This is a genomic window from Pseudoalteromonas sp. NH0006-46 (assembly GCF_057547735.1).
The window spans coordinates 58,075-79,489 of the sequence record NZ_BAAJML010000006.1; the positions used below are offsets into that span (position 1 = coordinate 58,075).

The 21,415-nt window shown below is 39.9% G+C and carries 16 protein-coding genes; 7 read left to right on the plus strand and 9 right to left on the minus strand.

All coding sequences use genetic code 11. The features are described from left to right. The first annotated feature begins 141 nt into the window (after positions 1-141). The 7 genes from recC to AC27I2_RS12730 all read left to right on the plus strand — a co-directional run bounded on the left by recC (position 142) and on the right by AC27I2_RS12730 (position 13,464). Positions 142-3,441, plus strand: coding sequence for an exodeoxyribonuclease V subunit gamma (recC, locus tag AC27I2_RS12700; protein ID WP_487204464.1), 3,300 nt, complete (start codon positions 142-144; stop codon positions 3,439-3,441). After that, positions 3,428-6,994 carry an exodeoxyribonuclease V subunit beta gene (gene recB / locus AC27I2_RS12705; protein ID WP_487204465.1) on the plus strand — a complete coding sequence of 1,189 codons (3,567 nt, stop codon included), beginning with the start codon at positions 3,428-3,430 and terminating at the stop codon, positions 6,992-6,994. The genes recC and recB overlap by 14 nt, the downstream gene beginning before the upstream one ends. Continuing rightward, positions 6,991-9,006, plus strand: coding sequence for an exodeoxyribonuclease V subunit alpha (gene recD, locus AC27I2_RS12710; RefSeq protein ID WP_487204466.1), 2,016 nt, complete (start codon positions 6,991-6,993; stop codon positions 9,004-9,006). Before recB ends, recD begins: the two co-directional genes overlap by 4 nt. A 4-nt stretch (positions 9,007-9,010) precedes the next feature. Next, positions 9,011-9,232 (plus strand): hypothetical protein, encoded by a 222-nt coding sequence (locus AC27I2_RS12715; protein ID WP_058406018.1) that lies wholly within the window; start codon positions 9,011-9,013, stop codon positions 9,230-9,232. A 249-nt stretch (positions 9,233-9,481) separates the two neighbouring features. Next, positions 9,482-10,804, plus strand: coding sequence for a methyl-accepting chemotaxis protein (locus AC27I2_RS12720; protein ID WP_487204467.1), 1,323 nt, complete (start codon positions 9,482-9,484; stop codon positions 10,802-10,804). Positions 10,805-11,286: 482 nt separating this feature from the next. After that, complete coding sequence (locus tag AC27I2_RS12725) at positions 11,287-12,354, plus strand: hypothetical protein (protein WP_487204468.1); 1,068 nt, start codon at positions 11,287-11,289, stop codon at positions 12,352-12,354. Positions 12,355-12,408: 54 nt separating this feature from the next. Then, positions 12,409-13,464, plus strand: a complete 1,056-nt coding sequence (locus AC27I2_RS12730; RefSeq protein WP_487204469.1) for a hypothetical protein — start codon at positions 12,409-12,411, stop codon at positions 13,462-13,464. Between the two features lie 46 nt (positions 13,465-13,510). On the opposite strand, the gene ttcA is transcribed toward AC27I2_RS12730, so the two are convergent. From ttcA to AC27I2_RS12775, 9 genes are all read right to left on the minus strand, one after another. Continuing rightward, the gene (gene ttcA / locus AC27I2_RS12735) at positions 13,511-14,422 is read right to left on the minus strand and encodes a tRNA 2-thiocytidine(32) synthetase TtcA (RefSeq protein ID WP_058406021.1); all 912 of its coding nucleotides are present in this window, start codon (positions 14,420-14,422) and stop codon (positions 13,511-13,513) included. Positions 14,423-14,517: 95 nt separating this feature from the next. Next, entirely contained in the window at positions 14,518-15,444 is a 927-nt protein-coding gene (gene uspE, locus AC27I2_RS12740) for a universal stress protein UspE (protein ID WP_138530200.1), read from the minus strand. Positions 15,445-15,544: 100 nt separating this feature from the next. Further along, positions 15,545-16,276 carry an FNR family transcription factor gene (locus AC27I2_RS12745; protein WP_058406023.1) on the minus strand — a complete coding sequence of 244 codons (732 nt, stop codon included), beginning with the start codon at positions 16,274-16,276 and terminating at the stop codon, positions 15,545-15,547. A 68-nt stretch (positions 16,277-16,344) separates the two neighbouring features. Next, positions 16,345-17,016, minus strand: coding sequence for a sulfite exporter TauE/SafE family protein (locus tag AC27I2_RS12750; protein ID WP_487204470.1), 672 nt, complete (start codon positions 17,014-17,016; stop codon positions 16,345-16,347). After that, entirely contained in the window at positions 17,009-17,176 is a 168-nt protein-coding gene (gene ccoS / locus AC27I2_RS12755; RefSeq protein ID WP_006794301.1) for a cbb3-type cytochrome oxidase assembly protein CcoS, read from the minus strand. The genes AC27I2_RS12750 and ccoS overlap by 8 nt, the downstream gene beginning before the upstream one ends. Further along, positions 17,173-19,548 (minus strand): heavy metal translocating P-type ATPase, encoded by a 2,376-nt coding sequence (locus tag AC27I2_RS12760; protein WP_487204471.1) that lies wholly within the window; start codon positions 19,546-19,548, stop codon positions 17,173-17,175. Before AC27I2_RS12760 ends, ccoS begins: the two co-directional genes overlap by 4 nt. An 8-nt stretch (positions 19,549-19,556) precedes the next feature. After that, entirely contained in the window at positions 19,557-20,048 is a 492-nt protein-coding gene (locus AC27I2_RS12765; RefSeq protein WP_058406026.1) for a FixH family protein, read from the minus strand. 149 nt (positions 20,049-20,197) lie between these two features. Further along, positions 20,198-21,232 carry a c-type cytochrome gene (locus AC27I2_RS12770; RefSeq protein WP_058406027.1) on the minus strand — a complete coding sequence of 345 codons (1,035 nt, stop codon included), beginning with the start codon at positions 21,230-21,232 and terminating at the stop codon, positions 20,198-20,200. After that, positions 21,229-21,414, minus strand: a complete 186-nt coding sequence (locus tag AC27I2_RS12775) for a CcoQ/FixQ family Cbb3-type cytochrome c oxidase assembly chaperone (protein WP_006794297.1) — start codon at positions 21,412-21,414, stop codon at positions 21,229-21,231. The genes AC27I2_RS12770 and AC27I2_RS12775 overlap by 4 nt, the downstream gene beginning before the upstream one ends. Position 21,415: the final 1 nt, after the last annotated feature.

The following is a 21,415-nucleotide window of genomic DNA, read 5'->3' on the forward strand; positions in this document are numbered from 1 at the left end:
ATTAAAGTAAGTTCTGTGCGTTTACTTTTTGTTTAACTACACGCTAACTTGCTGTTTTATTAACGCCATTTCTCCCTTATTGCTACCCCTATAATTGAAAATATCTTACACTGGTTTTACTTCAAGTAAGGACCGTGTCGTATGCTCAATATTATTCAATCAAACCGTATGGAAGCCCTGCAAGCACAGTTTCATCAACTGTTAAAAGTAAGCCCATTGCAAAGCCCGTTCGACAAAGAAGTGGTGCTGGTGCAATCGCCGGGTATGTCGCAGTGGTTAAAAATTGGCTTGAGTGAACATTTAGGGATAGCAGCGCAGGTTGATTTTCCATTGCCATCGAGTTTTATTTGGCAACTTTACCAGCAACTACTGCCTAATGTGCCTAAAGAGTCGGCTTTTAATAAGCCAAACCTTGCTTGGAAATTGTTTTCAATTTTGCCTACTTGTATTGACGAGCCGTTGTATTTACCTCTAAAAACCTATTTAGAGGGCGATATTGATGGCCAAAAAACCTTTGCTCTATGCGAAAAAATAGCCGATGTGTACGACCAATACTTAATGTACCGCCCACACTGGATAGCCACGTGGGATAGTGGCCGTGATGAACTTGATGATGTAGATGTAACCATTGCCCCATGGCAACCTGATTTATGGCGCCGAATTGTAAAATTAAGCAAAGAGCTAGGCCAAAGCCAATTTCATCGCGCTAACATGCAAGGGCAGCTACTCGGTGCACTTGACGATATGGACAACAGCTTATTGCCTAAGCGCATTAGTTTATTTGGTATATCGGCCATTGCTAATTCTCAGCTTGATGTGTTTGAAGCATTGAGCAAAAAAACAGAGGTGTTTTTATTCTTTTTTAACCCGAGTGAACATTACTGGGGCGACATAATTGACGAAAAAACTGCGGCAAAAATAAATGCTAAATATGCCAAAATGCCGCTTATAGAAGCTCAGCAAAAAAAGCAAACTAACCCCGATGAAGACTATTACTTTATAGGTAACCCACTTTTATCGTCGTGGGGGAAATTAGGTCGCGATTACTTTGAGCAATTAGTACAACTAGATGCCCGCTGGATTGATGGTTTTATCGATGCGTTTGATAATACATTGCTTGGGCAAGTGCAAAGCGAAATTTATCAACTTGCGTTTAAAGGGGAATCGCTTACCGATAACAAAGAGTGGTTTATAAACGATGAAGGTAAATTACCAGTAAGTGCGAACGATACCAGTATTACCCTTAGCGATTGCCACACACCGCTTCGAGAAGTTGAGCGATTACACGACTATCTACTTAATTTATTTAACCAAGACCCATCGCTTACTCCCAAAGACATTATTGTAATGATGCCTGATGTAGGCACATACAGTCCTTATATCGAGGCGGTATTTGGTGGCGCACAGGGCAGCCGATACATTCCCTTCGCATTAGCTGATTTAGCAATAGAACAAGAAAAACCCGTGCTAAGTTCATTTGCAAGCTTAGCTAACTTACCGTTCTCGCGCTTTGGCGTATCGGATATTTTAGATTTACTGCAGGTCACCCAAATAGCCGAAAAGTTTGGTTTAGAAGCCCATGAGTACGAGCAAATACAATACTGGCTTGAGCGCGTAGGTGTTAAATGGGGCATAAACGGCGAACATAAACACAGTTTTGATTTACCCGCCATTGAGCTAAATACGTGGCAGCATGGTTTAAACCGTTTATTACTGGGTATTGCCATGCGAGACGAACAGTGCCCATTTAATGGTGTTTACAGCGCCGATGAAGTAGAGGGAATGGCACTTGATACGCTTAATAAGCTGGTCGATTTTATTGATGTACTACAAAACTTTAAAGCCAAGCTTACCCCTGACGATACCCTTACTAATAAAGCGCACATTTTAAGTGAGCTGCTAGGTGCTGTTTATGAAAGTGAAAGCGACAATAGTTGGGATTTACTCGTACTGCAAAAAGTGCTTGAAGATATTCAAAAGCATCACGATAACGGCGACTACAATCAAGCGGTGTCGCAGCGTATAGTTAGCTATTTAATAAAACAAGGTATACAAGAAAAAGGCGTAGGCCAGCGATTTTTGGTCGGGCAAGTCAACTTTTGTACCCTAATGCCTATGCGCGCTGTGCCGTTTAAAGTGGTGTGTATGCTAGGTTTAAACGACGCTGATTACCCACGTAACGTGCAACCTATTGGGTTTGATTTAGTGCCGCATTCTAAAAAGCAAAAAGGTGACCGATCACGAAAATTAGATGACCGCTACCTGTTTTTAGAAGCGCTACTCAGTGCCCGCGATAATCTTTATATGAGCTATATTGGTCGCTCGTGCTTTGATAACCAACCCCGAATGCCATCAACCTTGGTGAGCGAATTATTAGAATACATAGGGCGTAGCTTTACGCTAAAAGACGATTCAACTAAAACCTTGCCTGCATGTTTAATTAGCCAGCAACACTTGCAGCCGTTTAACAGCCACTACTACCAAGCTGACGATAGTAAAAATAACGTGCTCAGCAATCATAGTTATAACCCAATTTGGCTGCCAAATGAGCCTGTTTTACCAGAGCCCGTTACCGTACTTGATGTAACCGCCCCTGAGCAGCTAGAGCTTGATGTGTTTATACGCAGTATTTGCAACGCACAAGAGAGCTTTTACAGTCAAACCTTGGGTTTACGCTTGCCGCAATTTAACGAAGTGGCAAAAGATGAAGAACCATTTAGCCTAGATGCATTAAGCCGATACTTTTACTTAGATGAAATTTTAGAAGCCAACATAAATAATACCCCAATTAGTACTGAACAAATTTTACAGCGTGGGGCTTTACCGCAAGCAAATGTGGGCAGCTTAATTTTACAAAGTATGGAACATCGTATTGACGCACTTGCCGGGCAAGTAAAAGAGCAAATAAAAGCGGGTAAAAGTGAACCTGTTGAAGTGTCGTTTAATATTGAGGGTACACAAATTCAAGGCTGGCTTAACCATATTTTTATGCAAAAGCAGGTGTTTTATCGTAGCGCGAGTATTAAAGCCAAAGACATGATTAAAGGCTTTATCTACCACCTTGTGGCACAAAGTTTGGGGTATGAGCTGGAAACGTTATTACTGGGGCTTGATAAACAAATTAGTTTTGCGCCCATGAGCAAAGCCGATGCTGATTTAATTTTGGTTGATTGGTTTGAATTATACAAAGCTTTGCGAAAAGAGCCCGTGGCATTTTATCCAGTAAGTGGTTACGAATACATAAAAAGTGGCGGCGACATGGCAAAAGCCATGAACAAATTTAGCCCGCAATACATAGGCCGAGGTGAAGGTGAAAACCCCTATATTCGCTTAACGGTGCAATCGCTTAACGACTGCCAAGACGAATTTATTAGCTGGAGCGAAAAACTACTCGCGCCGTTATTTGAGCATGCTAAGGAGAGCGACCATGCAAGCGCTTAATCCACTCACTATGCCACTTAAAGGGCAAAGTTTAATAGAAGCCAGTGCCGGCACGGGTAAAACGTATACCATTACCGGGTTATATTTACGCTATTTACTTGGTATGCAAATACCGGGTGAGCTCAATCTTCCTCTGAGCGTGGAACAAATTTTGGTGGTGACATTTACCGACGCCGCCACTCAAGAAATTAAAGATCGCGTGCGTAGCCGAATTATTGCTGCGCGCGATGCATTACTTGGCCAAGACCCAAACGATGAGTTAATAGAAGGCGTAATAGCCGCAGTAGATGACAAACACCGTGCGTTTGATTTACTCGATGCCGCTGCAAAATCGATGGACGAAGCGGCCATATTTACCATTCATGGCTTTTGTCAGCGAATGTTAAAACAACATGCTTTTGAGTCAGGTGTTGCATTTAATTTAGAATTTATTTTAGATGAGCGCGACATACTGCTCGAAACGATTAAAGATTTTTGGCGCGCATTTGTATATCCACTTAGTAAAGATAAAACTAACGCCATATTAGAGGTATTTGCAGCACCAGAGTCTTTATTTTCGCAGGTGGCAAGTATTTTAAATAAAGCCAATGCGACCGTTACACCGCAAATTAAGCTAGACGATGTATGGCAAGCTCGTGATGAATACCTCGACCTTGTTCCACAGTTTAAAAAAGATTGCCAAGAATGTGCATTTACCGATGCCATTAAAAGCTCTGGCTTAAGTGGCGCTAAAACGCCAGCTCGCAAAGCAAGCCTTGCAGCGCTTGATGCATTTTGTGCAAACGATGAGGTGTTTTTTGAATTTGGCACCAATAAGTATTCGTTTGAAATTTGGAGTAATGAAAACTTAAGTGATGCGGGTAATTACAAAAAAAATCAGCCCTTGTTCACGCATCCTCTATTGAGTCAGTTTGATAAATTATCAGCGCTTAACAACACGATGAACCAAGGTTTAAAAATAGCTTTAATACAAGAAGCCGCACGCTGGGTAAAAGCTGCCATAGTTAAGCGCAAGCAAGAGCAAAGTGTAATCACGCCTGACGACTTGCTCACTAATTTATACACTGCGCTTAATAATGAACAAGGTGATGTACTTGCGCAAAAAATTGCGCAGTTGTTTCCGGTTGCAATGATAGATGAGTTTCAAGATACCGATCCGATTCAGTATGGTATTTTTAGTAAAATTTATGGCCAAGCCAATACAACACTCGCCATGATAGGCGACCCTAAACAAGCTATTTATGGTTTTAGGGGCGCAGATATATTCACCTATATAGGTGCAAAAGAGGCGGTAGACGAGCCACAACAATTTACATTGGGCACTAACTTTCGCTCAAGCAGCGATATAGTAAACAGCGTAAATAGCCTTTTTAGTAAACACGACAACAGCTTTATTTATAACGACGCCATCCCGTTTAATAAAGTAAACGCTAAAGGTAAAAAAGCGGAAGACTCTTTTTTAATTGATGGTAAACCAGCCACTGCCTTTGAATTTAACGTGTTTGTAGATGAAGCCGCAGATGAAAAAAATAAGCCCACCAGCAAAGGGGTCGGCCAAGCACACTTAGCCACCTATTTTGCCAATAAAATAGTGACCCTACTTGAACACGCTAAGCAAGGCAAAGCGTGCATTGGCAACACACCAATTAGTGCGGCAGACATCTGTATTTTGGTACGAGATCGCGTTGAAGCGCAAATAATGAAAAAGGCACTGAGCGAGGCTAAAATTGCTAGTGTTTACTTATCGCGAGACAGCGTATTTAGCCAAGAGTTAAGTCATCATTTACTTAATTTTTTAACGGCATTACATGGTCAATATGACGAGTCATTGCTTCGTGGTGTGCTTGCAGGACCGTTATTTTGTTTAAGCTATAACGATATATATTTGCTCGCCGATAACGAGAACGCTTGGCAAGAACACCTAAACTTTTTTGCTCAACTTAGTCATATTTGGCATAAACAAGGGGCAATGGCTATGCTTGAGCGATTGCTAAGCCATAATCAGCTTAGTGCTAAATGGCAAGGCTTAGGCTATAACGTAGAGCGATGGCTTACCGACTTTAGGCACCTTGGTGAAATATTGCAGCAAAAACAAATTGAGCTTGAAGGTACATTGCGTTTACTGCGCTGGTTTGCGCAAAAGGTAAGCCAACAAGATGGCGAAACCGTGCAAGTACGTTTAGAAAGTGATGCCAACTTAGTCAAAATTGTGACGATGCACGCCTCAAAAGGGCTCGAATATCCATTGGTATTTATGCCCTTTGCCAGTGGCTATCGAGAAACTAAAGAAGCGCTGTATCATAAAAATGGCAAACTCATTTATGATTTGAGCAAGGGTGAAGACGCACTCCAGCAGGCTGAAAAAGAGCGCCTTGCAGAAGACTTACGTTTATTGTATGTGGCGCTTACCAGGGCTGTGCACTTTTGTGCTTTGGGTGTTTATAACATAGGGCAGGGGCAGAGTAGCCGGTTAGCGATTCAAAGTAGTGCATTAGGGCACGTATTATTTTCGGGGATAGAGGTGGCCAGTAGTCAGATATGGCGCACCCATTTAATTGATTTTTGTAAAGCGCATTCAGCCATGGCTTACCATCAATTTACCTCTGAAGATTTACAATCTCAGGGGGCTTTGCAATTTATTAATACCGAGGCAGCCCAACAAACATTGAGTGTAAATAATAGTAAGGCTCACATTGAACGCGATTGGCGTGCAACCAGTTTTAGTGCTTTGAGTTTTAAAAAGCACAGCAACCAATTAGCCCCAGGGCGAAGCGATGAAGATCACGAAAAAGACGAATTTGCCGTGCAACAAGACGAACTCCCATCACCTTTCAGTTTTCCAAAAGGGGCAAAGCCAGGTAGTTGTTTGCACGAGATTTTAGAACAAATAGATTTCACAAGCCCCGTTGTGCACCCAACTAACAGCGAACAAAACTTATCCCAAGTGATAAAACGTGCCTTTGAAAAATACCATATTAGCGACACATGGCAGCCGATTGCCCAGCAGTGGATATTAGATGTACTCAATTGCCCATTAAATACTCAAAATAACTTGAGTTTAAGTACACTAGCGCCGAGTGATTGCTTGGTCGAAATGGAGTTTAATTTACCGCTGACGGGCTTAAGTGCCCCCAAACTTAACGAAGTGCTCATTAAGCACTTTGGTTTTGTGCAAAGTAAGCTGGATTTTTCTCATGTTAAAGGGCTTTTAAAAGGTTTTGTGGATTTAATATTTTGCCACCAAGGTAAATATTACATTTTAGATTATAAATCTAATTACTTAGGTAACACGCCTAAAGATTATGAACCCGAACAGCTAGAGCAAGCCATGAGCAGCCATCAATACCATTTACAGTATTTAATATATACCGTAGCGCTGCATAGACTATTAAAACAACGCATTAGTGACTACTCAATTGAACGCCACTTAGGAGGCGTGTACTACACCTTTTTGCGAGGCATGCCAGCTGGGCAAGGTGTCTTCTTTAATAAATTGACGTTAGAGCAAGTAACTATTTTAGATGGCTTATTTAGCCAAGGAGCCATGCTATGAGCGAGTTAAATCAGCAGCCGGGTTTATTTGACGCGCTAGATGATGAAGTTGAACAAACGTCTTCATCTTATCAGCAAAATACAGTGTCTAATAGTGTGGTTACTGAACTGCCATTGCTGGATTTTTTACTGGCTGAAAATCGAATAAGAGTCGTTGACGTAAAACTTGCGCAATTACTCTCAAATACTCATGAAACAACCCATAATGAGCTGTTTTATATTGTTTTATTGTTATGTATAGCCCAGCAAAGCCAACATAGTTGCTTAACATTAAACACCATTGATTGGGCTAATCCGTTTAATTTACGCCAAAGCGACTTTAATAAAATTGAAGGGAATATTCCCGATACATATAGTCCATTCACACAAGGGTTTGACCAACAAGCCGCCTTTACCTACTTGCAAAACCATCAAAGCGTCGGGGATGCCACACCACTACAATTATTTGACCAACGCCTTTATTTTTCGCGTCTTGCTGCCTATGAGCAAATACTTGCAGAGCGTTTGTTAGCAATGAGTGAGCGACCACTTAATGTTGATAACCAAACTCTTGCAACCCTATTGCAGCATTATTTTGAAGCGCAATCAGAGGCAGGCATTGACTGGCAAAAAGTGGCGTGTGCCATTGCAGCAACTAAAGGGTTTAGTGTAATAACCGGTGGGCCAGGCACAGGAAAAACAACCACGGTAACTAAGTTGCTGGCTATATTGCAATCGCTTTATAAGTCGGCGCCATTAAGCATAAAGCTGGTGGCCCCAACAGGTAAAGCCGCGGCAAGGCTAAGTGAGTCCATTTTAGGGGCTAAAAACCAGTTAACGAGTATACCTGATGATATTAAAGCGCTAATTCCTGATACCGCGCAAACTATTCATCGTTTATTGGGGGTAAAACCGTTTACGAATAAATTTAGACACAGCCAAGGCAACCCACTGCATTTAGATGTGTTGATTATTGATGAAGCAAGCATGGTGGATTTATCACTAATGGCGAAATTAATAGAGGCCTTGCCTGCGCATGCTCGATTAATATTGCTCGGTGACAAAGACCAACTTGCTTCAGTTGATACTGGCAGCGTAATGAGTGATATATGCCAAGGGCTGACCCTTGGGAGCACACCAAGCTATTCAAACCAACGATGTAATGAATTAAATGCGCTTTGTTTTAATAACCAGCCAACATTAACACCGCAGGAAAATAGCCCATTCAAACTAGCCGATTGCATTGCATTTTTACAACGCAGTTACCGCTTTGACGCTAAAAGTGGCATAGGCCAATTGGCATTAGCAGTAAACACGAACAATAGTGGTTTATTAAATTATGTAGAGCAAGAGAGTGTTGAAGGACGCTTTAATGATGTTATTTTGGATTACGACTTTATAGGTAAACCAATAGAGAACCTAGTAAATCGAGCGGCTAAACATTATGCACACTATTTAAATTTAATTGCCCAAGGTGAGAGTGTAGCTAAAGTGCATGCTGCATTTGCAGGGTATCAATTACTGGCCGCAGTAAAAGAGGGCGACTACGGCGTTAATAGTTTGAATCAACGCATTGAACGTACCCTGCAGCAACAAGGGTTGATAAACGTTAACCCAAATCAGCGCCATTATAATGGTATGCCCATAATGGTGAGCCAAAACGATTATCAATTAAAGCTTTTTAATGGCGATATTGGTATTTTAATGAATGATGAAGCTGGGCAGCTTAAGGCTATATTTATTGACGAGCAGGGCGGCACACGTGCATTTTCACCGGCGCGTTTACCCGCCCACGATAAAGTATTTGCAATGACCATACATAAATCACAAGGGTCAGAATTTAGCTATACCGCGATGGTTTTACCACCACTGCAGCAAGCAAGTGTTGGAGTTAATCGCCAGCTTGTTTATACCGGTATTACCCGTGCTAAGCACACGTTTGAGCTAGTTGCCGACAAAAAAGTGTTGCAATTGGCAATGAACAAAACCGTATCGCGTTCATCCGGTTTATATGAACGATTACAAGTGAAATAACATTATGAAAACCCCTTTTACAATAAACCGTATAACCACTAATTTTGGTATATTTAAAGTCAAAGGGGTGTGGTGTTCTAAATACAAAACAATAGGTAGCGAAGATATAACTTCACTGCAAGTAATGGGAACAGACGGTTGGGTGTGCTTAAATCATAAATCTAAAGACTGCGCCCAGTGCATTGATAAATTATTGCCGGAGTTATTGCTGCAATTAAAAATATGAAAAATAAGAGTAAACAACCATTTTTATAAAAATAGTCGAGTTCAAAGTTTGACTTATAAGTAGGCTATATTAAAGTAATATATATTCAAAAATTTATGTTTAACATGTATTTTTGCCATTCTAAAGTGTTGGTTTTGATGACATTTAAAACATACTCTTAAGCTTTAAAGTGACAGTTAACTGTTATTTTGTACTAAATTAGCTCCTAAATTTATAAATTTTATATCACGCATATTGGTAAGGATATTAATGTTTTTTTCTAATAGTAAACAAAACGAAATAGCATCATTAAAAGCGGAGCTTTATCCCCTGCAACAAGTATGGGAAGGCCTTAATCGTGAAATGCTGGTGATTAATATCCTTTATGATGGACGAATTTCCCATGCTAATGAACAGCTATTAAAAATGTTGGGTTATCGAGAAAATCATATTATTAATACACCAATTGTAGATATTATTTCTGAGCACTCTCAACACTCTGAAGAATATAAAAGCCTACAAAAAGCAATTAAAAAAGAGGGCCATTGGGGCGGTGCATTACAATTTATTCGCCAAGATGGCCAAGTTGAATGGTTGCGCTTAATTGTTCATCCTGTAAAAGGAGAGCAAGATCAGCTTTTGTATTTTTCTATTTTTTGTACCGTATTAACCAAAACAATTACTGCATCTCGTGAGCAAAGTGACACAATTAAAGCAATTTATCGTTCTATGGCGGTTATTGAATTTGATTTAGAAGGGCATGCTTTAAAAGCTAATCAGCAATTTTTAGACGCTATGAGCTATAAAGAAAAAGAAATTTTGGGTCAGCATCACCGAATTTTTTGTGAGCGCGAAGAGGCTGAATCTCCAGAGTACCAAACGTTTTGGCAAAAACTTAGGCAGGGTCAGTTTATTGCGTCTCGATTTAAGCGAGTAGATAAGCACGGCAATATTGTATGGTTAGAGGCATCTTACAATCCTATTTCTAACGATGCAGGAAAACTGTACAAGGTAATGAAATTTGCTACAGTAATTACAGAGCAAGTAAATCGAGAAATTGCAATTTCGCAAGCAGCAGAAATTGCCTACAGCACGTCAACCCAAACAGATAAAAAAGCAGAGCAAGGCGCTGAAGTAGTTAAAGACACAGTGGCAGTAATGACAGAGCTTGCAATTAATATGGAACAAGCGGCAAGTGAAATTTCGGCATTAGATCAACAATCTCAGCAAATAGCGAGCATAGTTCAAAGCATTAGCAGCATTGCAGAGCAAACTAATTTGCTCGCATTAAATGCAGCCATTGAAGCGGCTCGTGCTGGTGAGCAAGGTCGGGGCTTTGCCGTTGTAGCAGACGAAGTTCGTTTACTCGCATCACGCACGTCTAAAGCAACAGAAGAAATTGTAGAAGTTGTACAGCGTAACCAATCTCAAACTCAAAACACGGTAAATGTGATTGAAAAAGGTAAAGAAAAAGCAGAGCAAGGCTTAGCTTTATCTAAAGAGTCTGGACATGTAATGACTGAAATTCAAAATGGTGCTCAAGAAGTTGTAAATGCTATAGGGCAATTTACAAGCGAGCTTAAAGGTCAATAATTGTTATAACATCAATCTATGTGTACCAAACTTAAAATCTTTTAGGTTTGGTACTGTGTATTATTAGCGCCTCATCAATATTTAATATTACAAACCTCCCCATAACAATCCTAAATATAACAATTTTTACTATATTGATTTAATTAGATTAAATTTTATATTTATTACAAATGATAATAAATTGTTGCATTTTTGTGCTTTGTTCCTAATACTGGTCATTGTCTGGACTGATGAGTTACACACATTGCTTAGCTAAGTACTTTATACCAATTAGCTTATTTAAGTGATCTAGTTTGAGGGCGAATAAACGTGTTGATAGCCAGCAAAAAATTCGCTATTTGGTTGCTCTAAATAAGAATTTTTTAACGTCGTTAACGTGAGATATAAGCCTCACATATGCGTAATTATTTCTGTTCAGCACAAAAAATAATGACGATGAATACCTTAACTAAAAATATTAAACACACACATTAAGGAATTTTATGAACAACACACACACACACAAATGGCTAAAGCCACAACATATATTAGGCGCATGCCTTGCTATGCTAATGAGCTTTTCAGCTGCGAGTAAAGATCACAAAATAATATTAATCCATGGCTTGCAGGTTTCTCAAATAACCAATAAATCAGGTAGCGACGTTGTAAACGATGGCGAAACATATTGGCAGTCCTATTGGAATAACCGAGCAGATGAGCGAATTGATTGGCCTGCCTACGAGCGTGTTGAAGGTAAAATAGCAACAGATTGGGTTTGGCCTAAATTAAAGCAATTATCACGCTCAAATTTATGCGCAGAGGGGTGTGTATTAGTGACACACTCAACGGGGGATTTAATTGCACGCCATATTATTGATAACCAAGCAAACTGGTTAGAAAACGCAGGGCTTACTCCACTTAATATTGTTGCTACATTTGATTTAGCCGGTGCTGGTGGCGGTAGTGAACTTGCTGATGTTGCTGTAAGCGCACTTACAGGTGCCTCATGGAATTTTGCTATAGATGCAGCACTTAGATGGTGGCTAGGAAGCGATGTTACTGAAGCGGTTGGCGTGTTACATGATTTAAAAGTAAATAACGCGCGTAAAATTTCTCCATTTCCAGATGCGCGTACACCTCGTTTACGTTTTGTTGCTGACGGTAATGAATACTTAGGGATCACAGGCGCATTTTTAAAAGGTAATGACGATTCGGTTGTTGCGTCGCACTCATCATGCGGTGCAAGCTCAGCGCGTTCATTTGGTAGCTGTAGTAGCAGTATTGATACTGATGGTCGATTAAAATCACAAAGCGATGCTGTAAATAGTTTTATGCCTAATCATTATCCTATGATGATGAGCGACAGTTACAGCCATAATGAAATTCATAATGCTCAGCGTAAAGGTAATGTAACCATTGCTATGAATAATATAAATGTTGATGGGCAAAATGTTGGTTTTAATACATTTGATCAGACAACGGGTACGTGGTTTTGGAAAAAGAACTATCGCTATATTAAAAACTCAAATACAACGAGTGCTTCTGCATTAATTTATAATGTGATCCCATAAACGTTGAATGTGCAGCTTTTTTAAGCTGCACTTTTTATAAGGATTGAAGTATAAATGATAAAAAAAATCTTCGTTGTCATTTCAATAATGGCTGTATTTGCTTTACTAGTATGGCCCTCTCAAGAAGAGGTAGAGGCTGAGGTTTCTGTTTTTAAGGTAAAACAGCCTGCCACCGCTGAGCATAAATCAAACTTACAAAAAAGCACTGCAAATTTGCCCGGTAAATCACCACAGAAGCATAAAGTAACAACAGATTATAATAGCAACTTAGCAAAAGCCGCTGAGCAGGTTGCAATTCAATATGAAAGTGCACTTAAATACCCACCGTATTCACAACCCTTATCTGAATTTGATGAAGACCGTTTAAAACCTAATCAATTTTATCCTGTTGAAAGCCCAATAGATGACAAAGGAAATGCAGTTACAATCAGCCTGAGTAAATATAGGTTTGTTTACCCAGAAGAAATTACATTAAAAGTCAGCGCAGGTGGCCTTAAAAATGTGATTGTAGAGCTTGCCAATACAGATACAAAAGAGATAGTAACAACTTATAAAAGTAACGCGCGAGAGGGCGAAGCCAATGTTATTTTTAAAGCAGAGGAAGACTACCCGCGAAATTTACAAATATTTGTTGAAGCTAATGTTGATGGGAAACAAATCCCCGTGGTGGCGCAAATCCAATATATGCCTCCAAGTGCTACACTTCTTGGTTTTGAATCGGCATATCCACAAAATGAAAACATGCTTATACCCGCCAATTTAAAAGTAGCTAAAAAAGGCTTGTATCGTCTTCGGGCAAATCTGTTTAGTGGCGACACACCACTTGCGCATTTGGTGAGTAAACAACGTTTAAGTAAAGGAAGCCAAACTATTGATTTAAAAGCGCACTGGTCAATTTTGCCACAAGGTATGGCTGATATGCGATTGAGTGGATTTGTAATTGAAAGAATGTCCCCCAGTCCTGGTGAGCGAAACAGTTTTGGTAACAGTGAAGTTAGTCATTTTGATATAAATGACTTTCCTTATGACAGTTTACAACAGCTGCCGTACCAACCTAATGAACAAGAAAAAATAAGCTTGGAGTTTTTACAAGGATTAGCCGAGGGTTAAACTGGTTTTGGGTTTGCTATACAGCAAACCCAAAAATACAACGTAATTAACTTAAGTTGATTGTAACAACACCCGAATTTTCGTCGTCTGCATCGCTGTTGACAGGTACTTTAGGAATATCTGGCTTGTCGAGTGCAATATCACCGCCGTCAATAACTTCACCCGTTTTTAGGTTTTCAAAGTCAAATAATTGAGCATCGGCTAAGTGAGAAGGCACTACATTTTGCATTGCTGTAAAAATACTTTCTATGCGACCCGGATGATCTTTATTCCATTGCGCCAACATATTTTTTGTATGTTTACGTTGCAGGTTCTCCTGAGAACCACACAAGTTACACGGAATAATTGGGTAGCCTTGAGTAAATGCATATTTACTAATATCAGCTTCTTTACAGTATGCAAGCGGGCGAATAACCATATGCTCGCCGTTGTCGCTCATTAATTTAGCTGGCATACTTTTTAGTTTTCCACCATAAAACATGTTTAAAAACAGTGTTTCAATCATGTCGTCTCGGTGATGGCCAAGGGCTATTTTAGTTGCGCCAAGTTCTTTAGCTGTGCGGTATAAAATACCACGGCGTAAGCGAGAACACAGCGAACAGGTGGTTTTACCTTCAGGAATTATGTCGGTGACAATGCTGTAGGTATCTTCTTCTACAATTTTGTACTCTACATCGAGTTTGTCTAGGTACTCGGGCAAAACATGTTCAGGGAAACCGGGCTGTTTTTGGTCGAGGTTAACAACCACAAGATCAAATTTAATCGGTGCAACACGTTTAAGGTGCTGCAGCATTTCAAGCATTGTATAGCTATCTTTACCACCCGAGAGGCAAACCATAATGCGGTCACCTTCTTCAATCATGTTAAAGTCCATAACGGCTTGACCAGTTAAACGGCGTAAACGCTTTTGTAACTTATTAAAGTTATATTGAGCTTTGGCTTGAGCTGAGTTAGACACTACGCCCCCTTAGTAAACAATGCGGCAAAATACTTGCTAGAAATAAAGGGGCGTATTATATGTTATTAGCATATTGGGAGCTACAGCAAAATTTATTAATCTTTTGCTAATGGGCTTACATAGCCATCTGGTTTTAGTGCTAATACATCGCAGTCTAGGCTATCTATTACATGCTCTGCAGTATTGCCTACTAATGCGGCGCTTAATCCTGTACGGCCTACGGTTCCAATAACAACGAGCTCGCTGTTAAGGCGTTTAGCAATGTCGGGGATCACGTCTTCTGGTAAACCTTCTTCGATAAAGCAGTGCTCACTAGTTAAAGCAAACTCAGTAGCCAGTGCATTGGTTGATTCTATATGGTGTTTTTTTACTGACTCGTTGTAAAGACTAGGATTAAACTCTGGTATTTCAATGGCTATATTAATAGGGGTTGCGGGGAATGCATTGACTAAATTCAGCTTTGCGTTAGCAAGCTCACATAAAAATTGCGCGTCTTTAATTATACGTTTGTTTAACGCAATATGCTGATCATTCTCACTCACTGCGTTAACTGCAGCTAAAATATTGCCATTTTCAGGCCATGCCATTTCTTTTACAAATAACACCGGAGTAGGGCATTTACGCACTAAATGCCAGTCTGTTGGGGTAAATATTACCGATTTTAGTGCACCATGTTGATGGGTACTTTTAATAACTAAATCGTAGTTTTGATCAATAACTGTTTCAATAATGGCTTCGTAAGGGCGGTTATGCCAAACAACTAACGTTTCAATATTTAGCGTGTTATAAGGTGAAACTAAATCGTTTAGCCATAGTTCGCGGTCTTTTAAAACGGCTTCTCGCATGGCTTCGCGCTCATCGCCTGAGAGCATGGTTGTCATTTCATACGAAAAATCATATACCGTCATAAAGGCAGTAATGGTTGCGCCAGATTTTTTTGCCAGCTCGACTGAGCGCGCTAAACCGTGTTGGTCGTCTTTGGTAGGGTCAATAACCGCAAGAATGCGTTTAATTGTGTTCATGTGCTACTCCATTTACCTAACTGGTGTACTTTTAGTGTAACTCAAATACAAAACAGTTAAAGGCCTAGCACATAAATTGTTGTTCTATATCAATGTATATCTATCTAACAATGGCTGCCGTTTTAGCCAGTGCGTCATTATCTAAAATAGTAATAAACTTGCCTTCTACTTTAATCAAATCGGCCTTTTGAAAGCGGCTTAATAAACGGCTAATAGTTTCAACGGTTAAACCTAAGTAATTACCTATTTCACCACGGGTCATGGTAAACCTAAATTCTTTACGCGAAAAACCACGTTCACCAAATCGTTCCGATAAGTTATAAACAAAGCTAGCTAAACGTTCTTCTGCCGATTTTTTGTTAAGTAGTAACAACATTTCTTGATCGTAGGTAATTTCACTGCTCATTAAACGCATTATTTGCTGGCGTAGTTTAGGTAATTTACCTGCAAGTTCATCAAGGGTGTCAAAGGGAATTTCGCAAATCATTGAGGTTTCAAGAGCCTGAGAAAAGCTCTGATGTGTCATTTTACTAATTGCATCAAAGCCTACTAAATCGCCTGCTAAATGAAAGCCAGTAATTTGCTCATCGCCTTGCTCAGACAAGGTGTATGATTTAAATGAGCCAGATCGTACTGCATAAATCGCTTTTAATGGAGCACCCGATTCAAACAAGTAATCTCCCTTGTGTAATGGCTTTTTTCGCTCAATAATTTCGTCAAGTTTATCCATTTCTTGGCCATTTAACGAAAATGGCAAACACAATTGGCTTATGCTGCAGTTATTACAGCTAATAGCACAATTACCTTTAGCGCGACTTTGAGTGAAATCCATAATTTTATCCGTTTTAGTTTTTATATACTGGGGCAAATTAACCTCGAAAGGTTAATACACCTTAAACATTAATGTACTAACTTGTCGGTTGCAATAATCAATAAGTAGATACCATACCAAATTATAACACTCCCTAATACAATGCGGGTCCAGGGATGATTTATTATGCTATTAATTTTTTGCGCCGCAATGCCTACGGTGATCATGGCTGGAAATGTACCTAGTGCAAAACATAACATCACTATTGCGCCATCAAATGCTGTTGGGCTCGTCATTGCCCATGTTAGCGCAGAGTAAACCAAACCGCATGGCAACCACCCCCATAATGCGCCATAACCCAATGCTTTAACCGTTGAGTCAACGGGCATTAAATATTTATTAAGCTTCACTATATGCTGCCAAATAAGCGTTTTGCCTATTTTTTCGAGCCATTGCAATGTTGGACCTAAACGAATTATGTAAACGCCAACCAAAAGCATAAAAATGGCAGCAATAAATGAAAGCGTTATAGAGAATGATGTGTTTTGTTTAGCAAATTGGCTGCTTATACCCGCAACGAGTGAGCCTGCAACCATGTAACTTAATGCTCGGCCAATATTATAAGCAAATGAGTAGGAGAGTGTTTTTCGCTTGTCGCTGGCTAATTGTAAAGAGCTTGCAATCCCTCCACACATTGCTATGCAGTGACCGCTACCAATTAAGCCCATTAAAAATGCGCTTATGTATAAAGGGTCAATCATTGCTTTTATTATGCTGCTCTTTGTCATCTTCAAACAAAATACTGTGGCCTTGTTTGTTTAAATCAGAAAACTGCTCGCTTCTTACTGCCCAAAAAAATACGCCAATAGCAATAAGTACAAACAAAATGGCAATGGGGATCAAAATGTAAATTATGCTCATAACTTTAATAGCCTCAGTGAATTACATATCACAATAATCGAACTGGCAGACATGCCAATGACCGCCATCCAGGGAGCAACTAATCCAAGCGCTGCAAGCGGTAAGATTGAGCCATTATACAACAATGACAATGTTAGGTTTTGTTTAATAATACGCCGAGTTTGTTTAGCTATATTCAGTAAGTGATCAATAGACGCTAAATCGCTATTTAGCAGTACAACATCGGCGCTGTTTTTTGATATATCAGCGCCGGTTTCCATTGCAATAGACAAATGGGCACTTGCAAATACAGGGCTATCGTTTATACCATCCCCTACCATAGCGACCACTTCATTTTGAGATGAAAATGCCTCTACGGCGGTTTGTTTATCTTGTGGTGAGCAACCAGATTGCACGCTGTCTAATTTTAATTGCTTAGCTACTTTGTTGCCCGCATCTGACGCATCACCAGTTAACATGTGGCAAGTTAATTGCTGTGCGTGTAACGATTTAATTAAACTTTCGGCATCGTGCTTTACTTTATCCACAAAATAAAAGCGTGCCACAACACATTTGTTTATGTACAAACTGGCTTGCGCGTTTGTTTTTTTACTATCAAACCAACCACTTTTACCTATAGCATAATGAAAGGTTTCATCTTGTGCACTGATCCCTAAACCTGCGTGCACTTCAATGTTATGCAACGTATGCTTTGCTGGAGTGTATCCATCAAAAGCTGTTGCAATCGGGTGCTCAGAAAAACGCTCCAACATTGCTGCAATGGCCATTACATCATCTTTTGAATAGTGGCTGTCGATAATATCGACCTCATCAAGGCTAAATTTACCTTGGGTGAGTGTGCCTGTTTTATCGAACGCAAATAACGTTAATTTAGAGAGTGTTTCAAGTACATGAGCTTGCTTAATTAAAATTCCCTTTTTGGTGAGGCTGGCAATTGCACACGTTAAAGCAGTCGGTATTGCTAAACTTAAGGCACAAGGGCAGGTTGCAACTAACACTGAAATAGTGATCCAAAAAGCGTGCTCGGGGTCAATTTGATACCACCCAATAGCGGTTAATGAAGCAAATACTAACAAGCAAGCTACAAACCCTTGAGCGACTTTATCAGTTATTTCGACCAGTTTGGGGCGTTTTGTGAGTGCATTGTGCTGCAGGCGAATAATCTGATTTAAAAGTGTATTTTGACCTATTTTGTTTATTTTAATTTCAATAACACCATCGTGGTTTACACAGCCGGCATACACATTATGGCCTATAAACTTGTTAACGGGTTGGTGCTCGCCGGTCATCATTGATTCATCAACCGTCGTTTTACCTTTAATGAGTTCGCCGTCGGCGGGAATGGTTTCACCTGCTTTAATAAGCACAACATCATTAAGTTTAAGCTTTTTAGCCGCAATAATGAGTTCTTCACCACTATCTGTAAGCGTGCGAGCCGTTAATGGTAGTAACTTTTGAAGGTTTGCTGTGTATTCACTTGCTTTTAAGCGTGCTCTAAATTCTAAATATTTACCTAGTAATAATAAAAAGGTAAACATGCAAATAGATTCAAAATATACCTCACCAACTTGCATAACAGTGGCATAACAACTGGCTCCGTAGGCGCCAAAAATGGCTAAGGATACAGGTAAATCCATATTAAGCTGCTTAGCTTTTAAGCCGTTAATTGCATTGGTTAAAAAGGGCAGGGCACTATACAAAATAACGGGAGAAGCAAGTACTAAGCTTATCCATCTAAAGTACTGTTCAAAATTACTATCCATGCCTGAAAACATGCCAAAATACATGGCAAATGCAAACATCATTACTTGCATTGTCATTAAGCCTGCCACGCCTAAGCGGCGAATATATGCTTTGGCAGTTTGTTGCTTTTGTTGTGCTTCGGTATCGGCCTGAAATGGGTACGCCTTGTAACCAATTTTGGCCAAGGCAGTAATCACTTCGCTCAGTGGTGTTGCTGTTTTGTCCCACTGGATCATTGCACGGTTAGTTGAGGTATTTACATCCACTCGCTTTACGGTGTTTAAACTTAATAATTGCTTTTCTATAAGCCACGCACATGCAGCACACGTAATGCCTTCAACACTCAATAATACTTCTGAAATATTGTTACTTGTGGCTATAAATTCATCTTGAATATCTTCGTTGTCATAACTTTTAATAAATGCCAATTGCTCAGGAACAAGTTGCTCCACTTTACCCGCACTGACTGTGCGGTACTTGTAGTAATCAGTCATTCCTTGCTCAACAATATTTTGCGCTACGGCCTGGCAACCAATGCAACACATTGGCTGGGGGGTATCGTCTATTGTAACTGTGGCGCTAAATCCTTTTGGCACACTCTCAAGGCAATGAAAGCAAGAGTTAGACATAGTAATAACTACTTATAGTTTGGCGTAACTAAAACGGTTTCAACCGTGGGTAGGGTAATGTTTTCTTTTAATTTCCATGTTTTATCGATAGGTTCAATAAAAATGGAGTAGGCACCCTCAGTGTAATTTTCAAGTAGTGCGGTGAATTCTTTGTTTGCATTAGCTGTAAGTGTCGCTTCAAAGTCGTGAGCTTTAATTGTACGGTGATAAAACGATACTTTTAAAGCCGGTACATTACTGCTATCGCCTTTGGTAAATTTAAAACTCACTCGGTCATTAGTTACTGCTAATTCACCATGTAAGTAGAGCGCTTTAGCTTTCTCGAATTTACTGAGCTCTAAATTAATTGCTTTACCTTTTTTATAGTAATCATCAACAACCATATCTGGGCCGTTGCCAATTGCCGTTATCAGTAAAGTAATACAGCCAACAATGGCTGCTAGCGGGAAAAAAATTAAAAACCAAGGCCAAAAGTTTTTATACCACGGAGTAGGTTGCATAGTGACTCTAATGTTAGTTTCGAAGAAGTTATTTTATAGTAATTGTACGTAAAAGACTAAAAAAAAGCCTCCTAGTGGAGGCTTTTTTGATCTGGATTAATCTATTGAATTCAATAAATTAATTTATAAACATTCTATTAACAGCATGCTTATTTATCTTGCGATAAATTGTAAACGTACGCTGTTAAAAGGTGGATTTTATCTTCACCTAAAATGTCTTTCCATGCAGGCATTACACCAGCACGACCGTTAAGCAGAGTTTCTTCAACGGCACGTTGAGAACCGCCGTATAACCAAATGTTATCTGTTAGGTTAGGCGCGCCAAACGGTAGGTTGTGAGCAACCGACCCTTTACCGTCTGCACCGTGACATGCTGCACACATTGCAAACTTAGCTGCACCAGCGGCTGCATCTTTTTGGTTAACTGTACGACCAGAAAGGCTTAGCACGTGTGCTGTCATTTCTTTTATACCTTGTTCACCTAATGCTGCACCCCAAGGAGGCATAGCTGCAACACGACCAATTAGAAGAGTTTCTCTAATTTTGTCTGGTGTGCCACCGTATAACCAATCTTTATCAGTTAGGTTAGGGAAGCCAATGCCGCCACGTGCATCAGAGCCATGACACTGCGCACAGTTTTGTGAGAACAAACGTTGACCAATTTCTAACGCTAATTGACCATCTGTTTGTTCATGCTCAGTACCATTTTCAAGGGCTAGCTGCTGTGCTGCATCACCATCGATTTTAGATTGAACCAAATCTAAAACAGGTACTTTTGCAAGTCGATTAAAAATAGGACCAAAACGCTCCTCTGCTGCTTCATACTCTTTATCAAGCTTTACAAAACGGCCTTCTTCAGCTGCTAACTTAACGGCTTCTTTCGATTCCGCTAAAGATGTAATACCCTGATTAGAGCTTGTCCATTTACCTAACCCTTCCCAGTTACCTAAACCTGGATAAGCCGCTAAATAGTAAACCGCCCATATAAATGTTGCGAAGAACATGTAAGTCCACCACTTAGGTAGCGGATTGTTCAGTTCGGTAATACCGTCATACTCATGCCCACAATCTTCACCTTCTTCAACACCAGCGTAGTTTTTTAAGTTCCACACTAATAGGCCAAAGATAATAAGTAAGCATGCTAGGGTTAAAACAATAACCCAAATACTCCAAAAGCTAGTCATTTTTCAGACTCCTTTTCCTCGTTAGAGAGTGTGTTGTTATGTTTTTTTTCATCTTCAAAAATGGCATTAGCAGCGTCGTCAAAACGATTTTTGGTACGCTTGCTGTATGCCCATACAACAATCACAATAAACAATACTAAAATTACCAGAGTTAAAATGCCTCTGTATGTTCCGTAATCCATA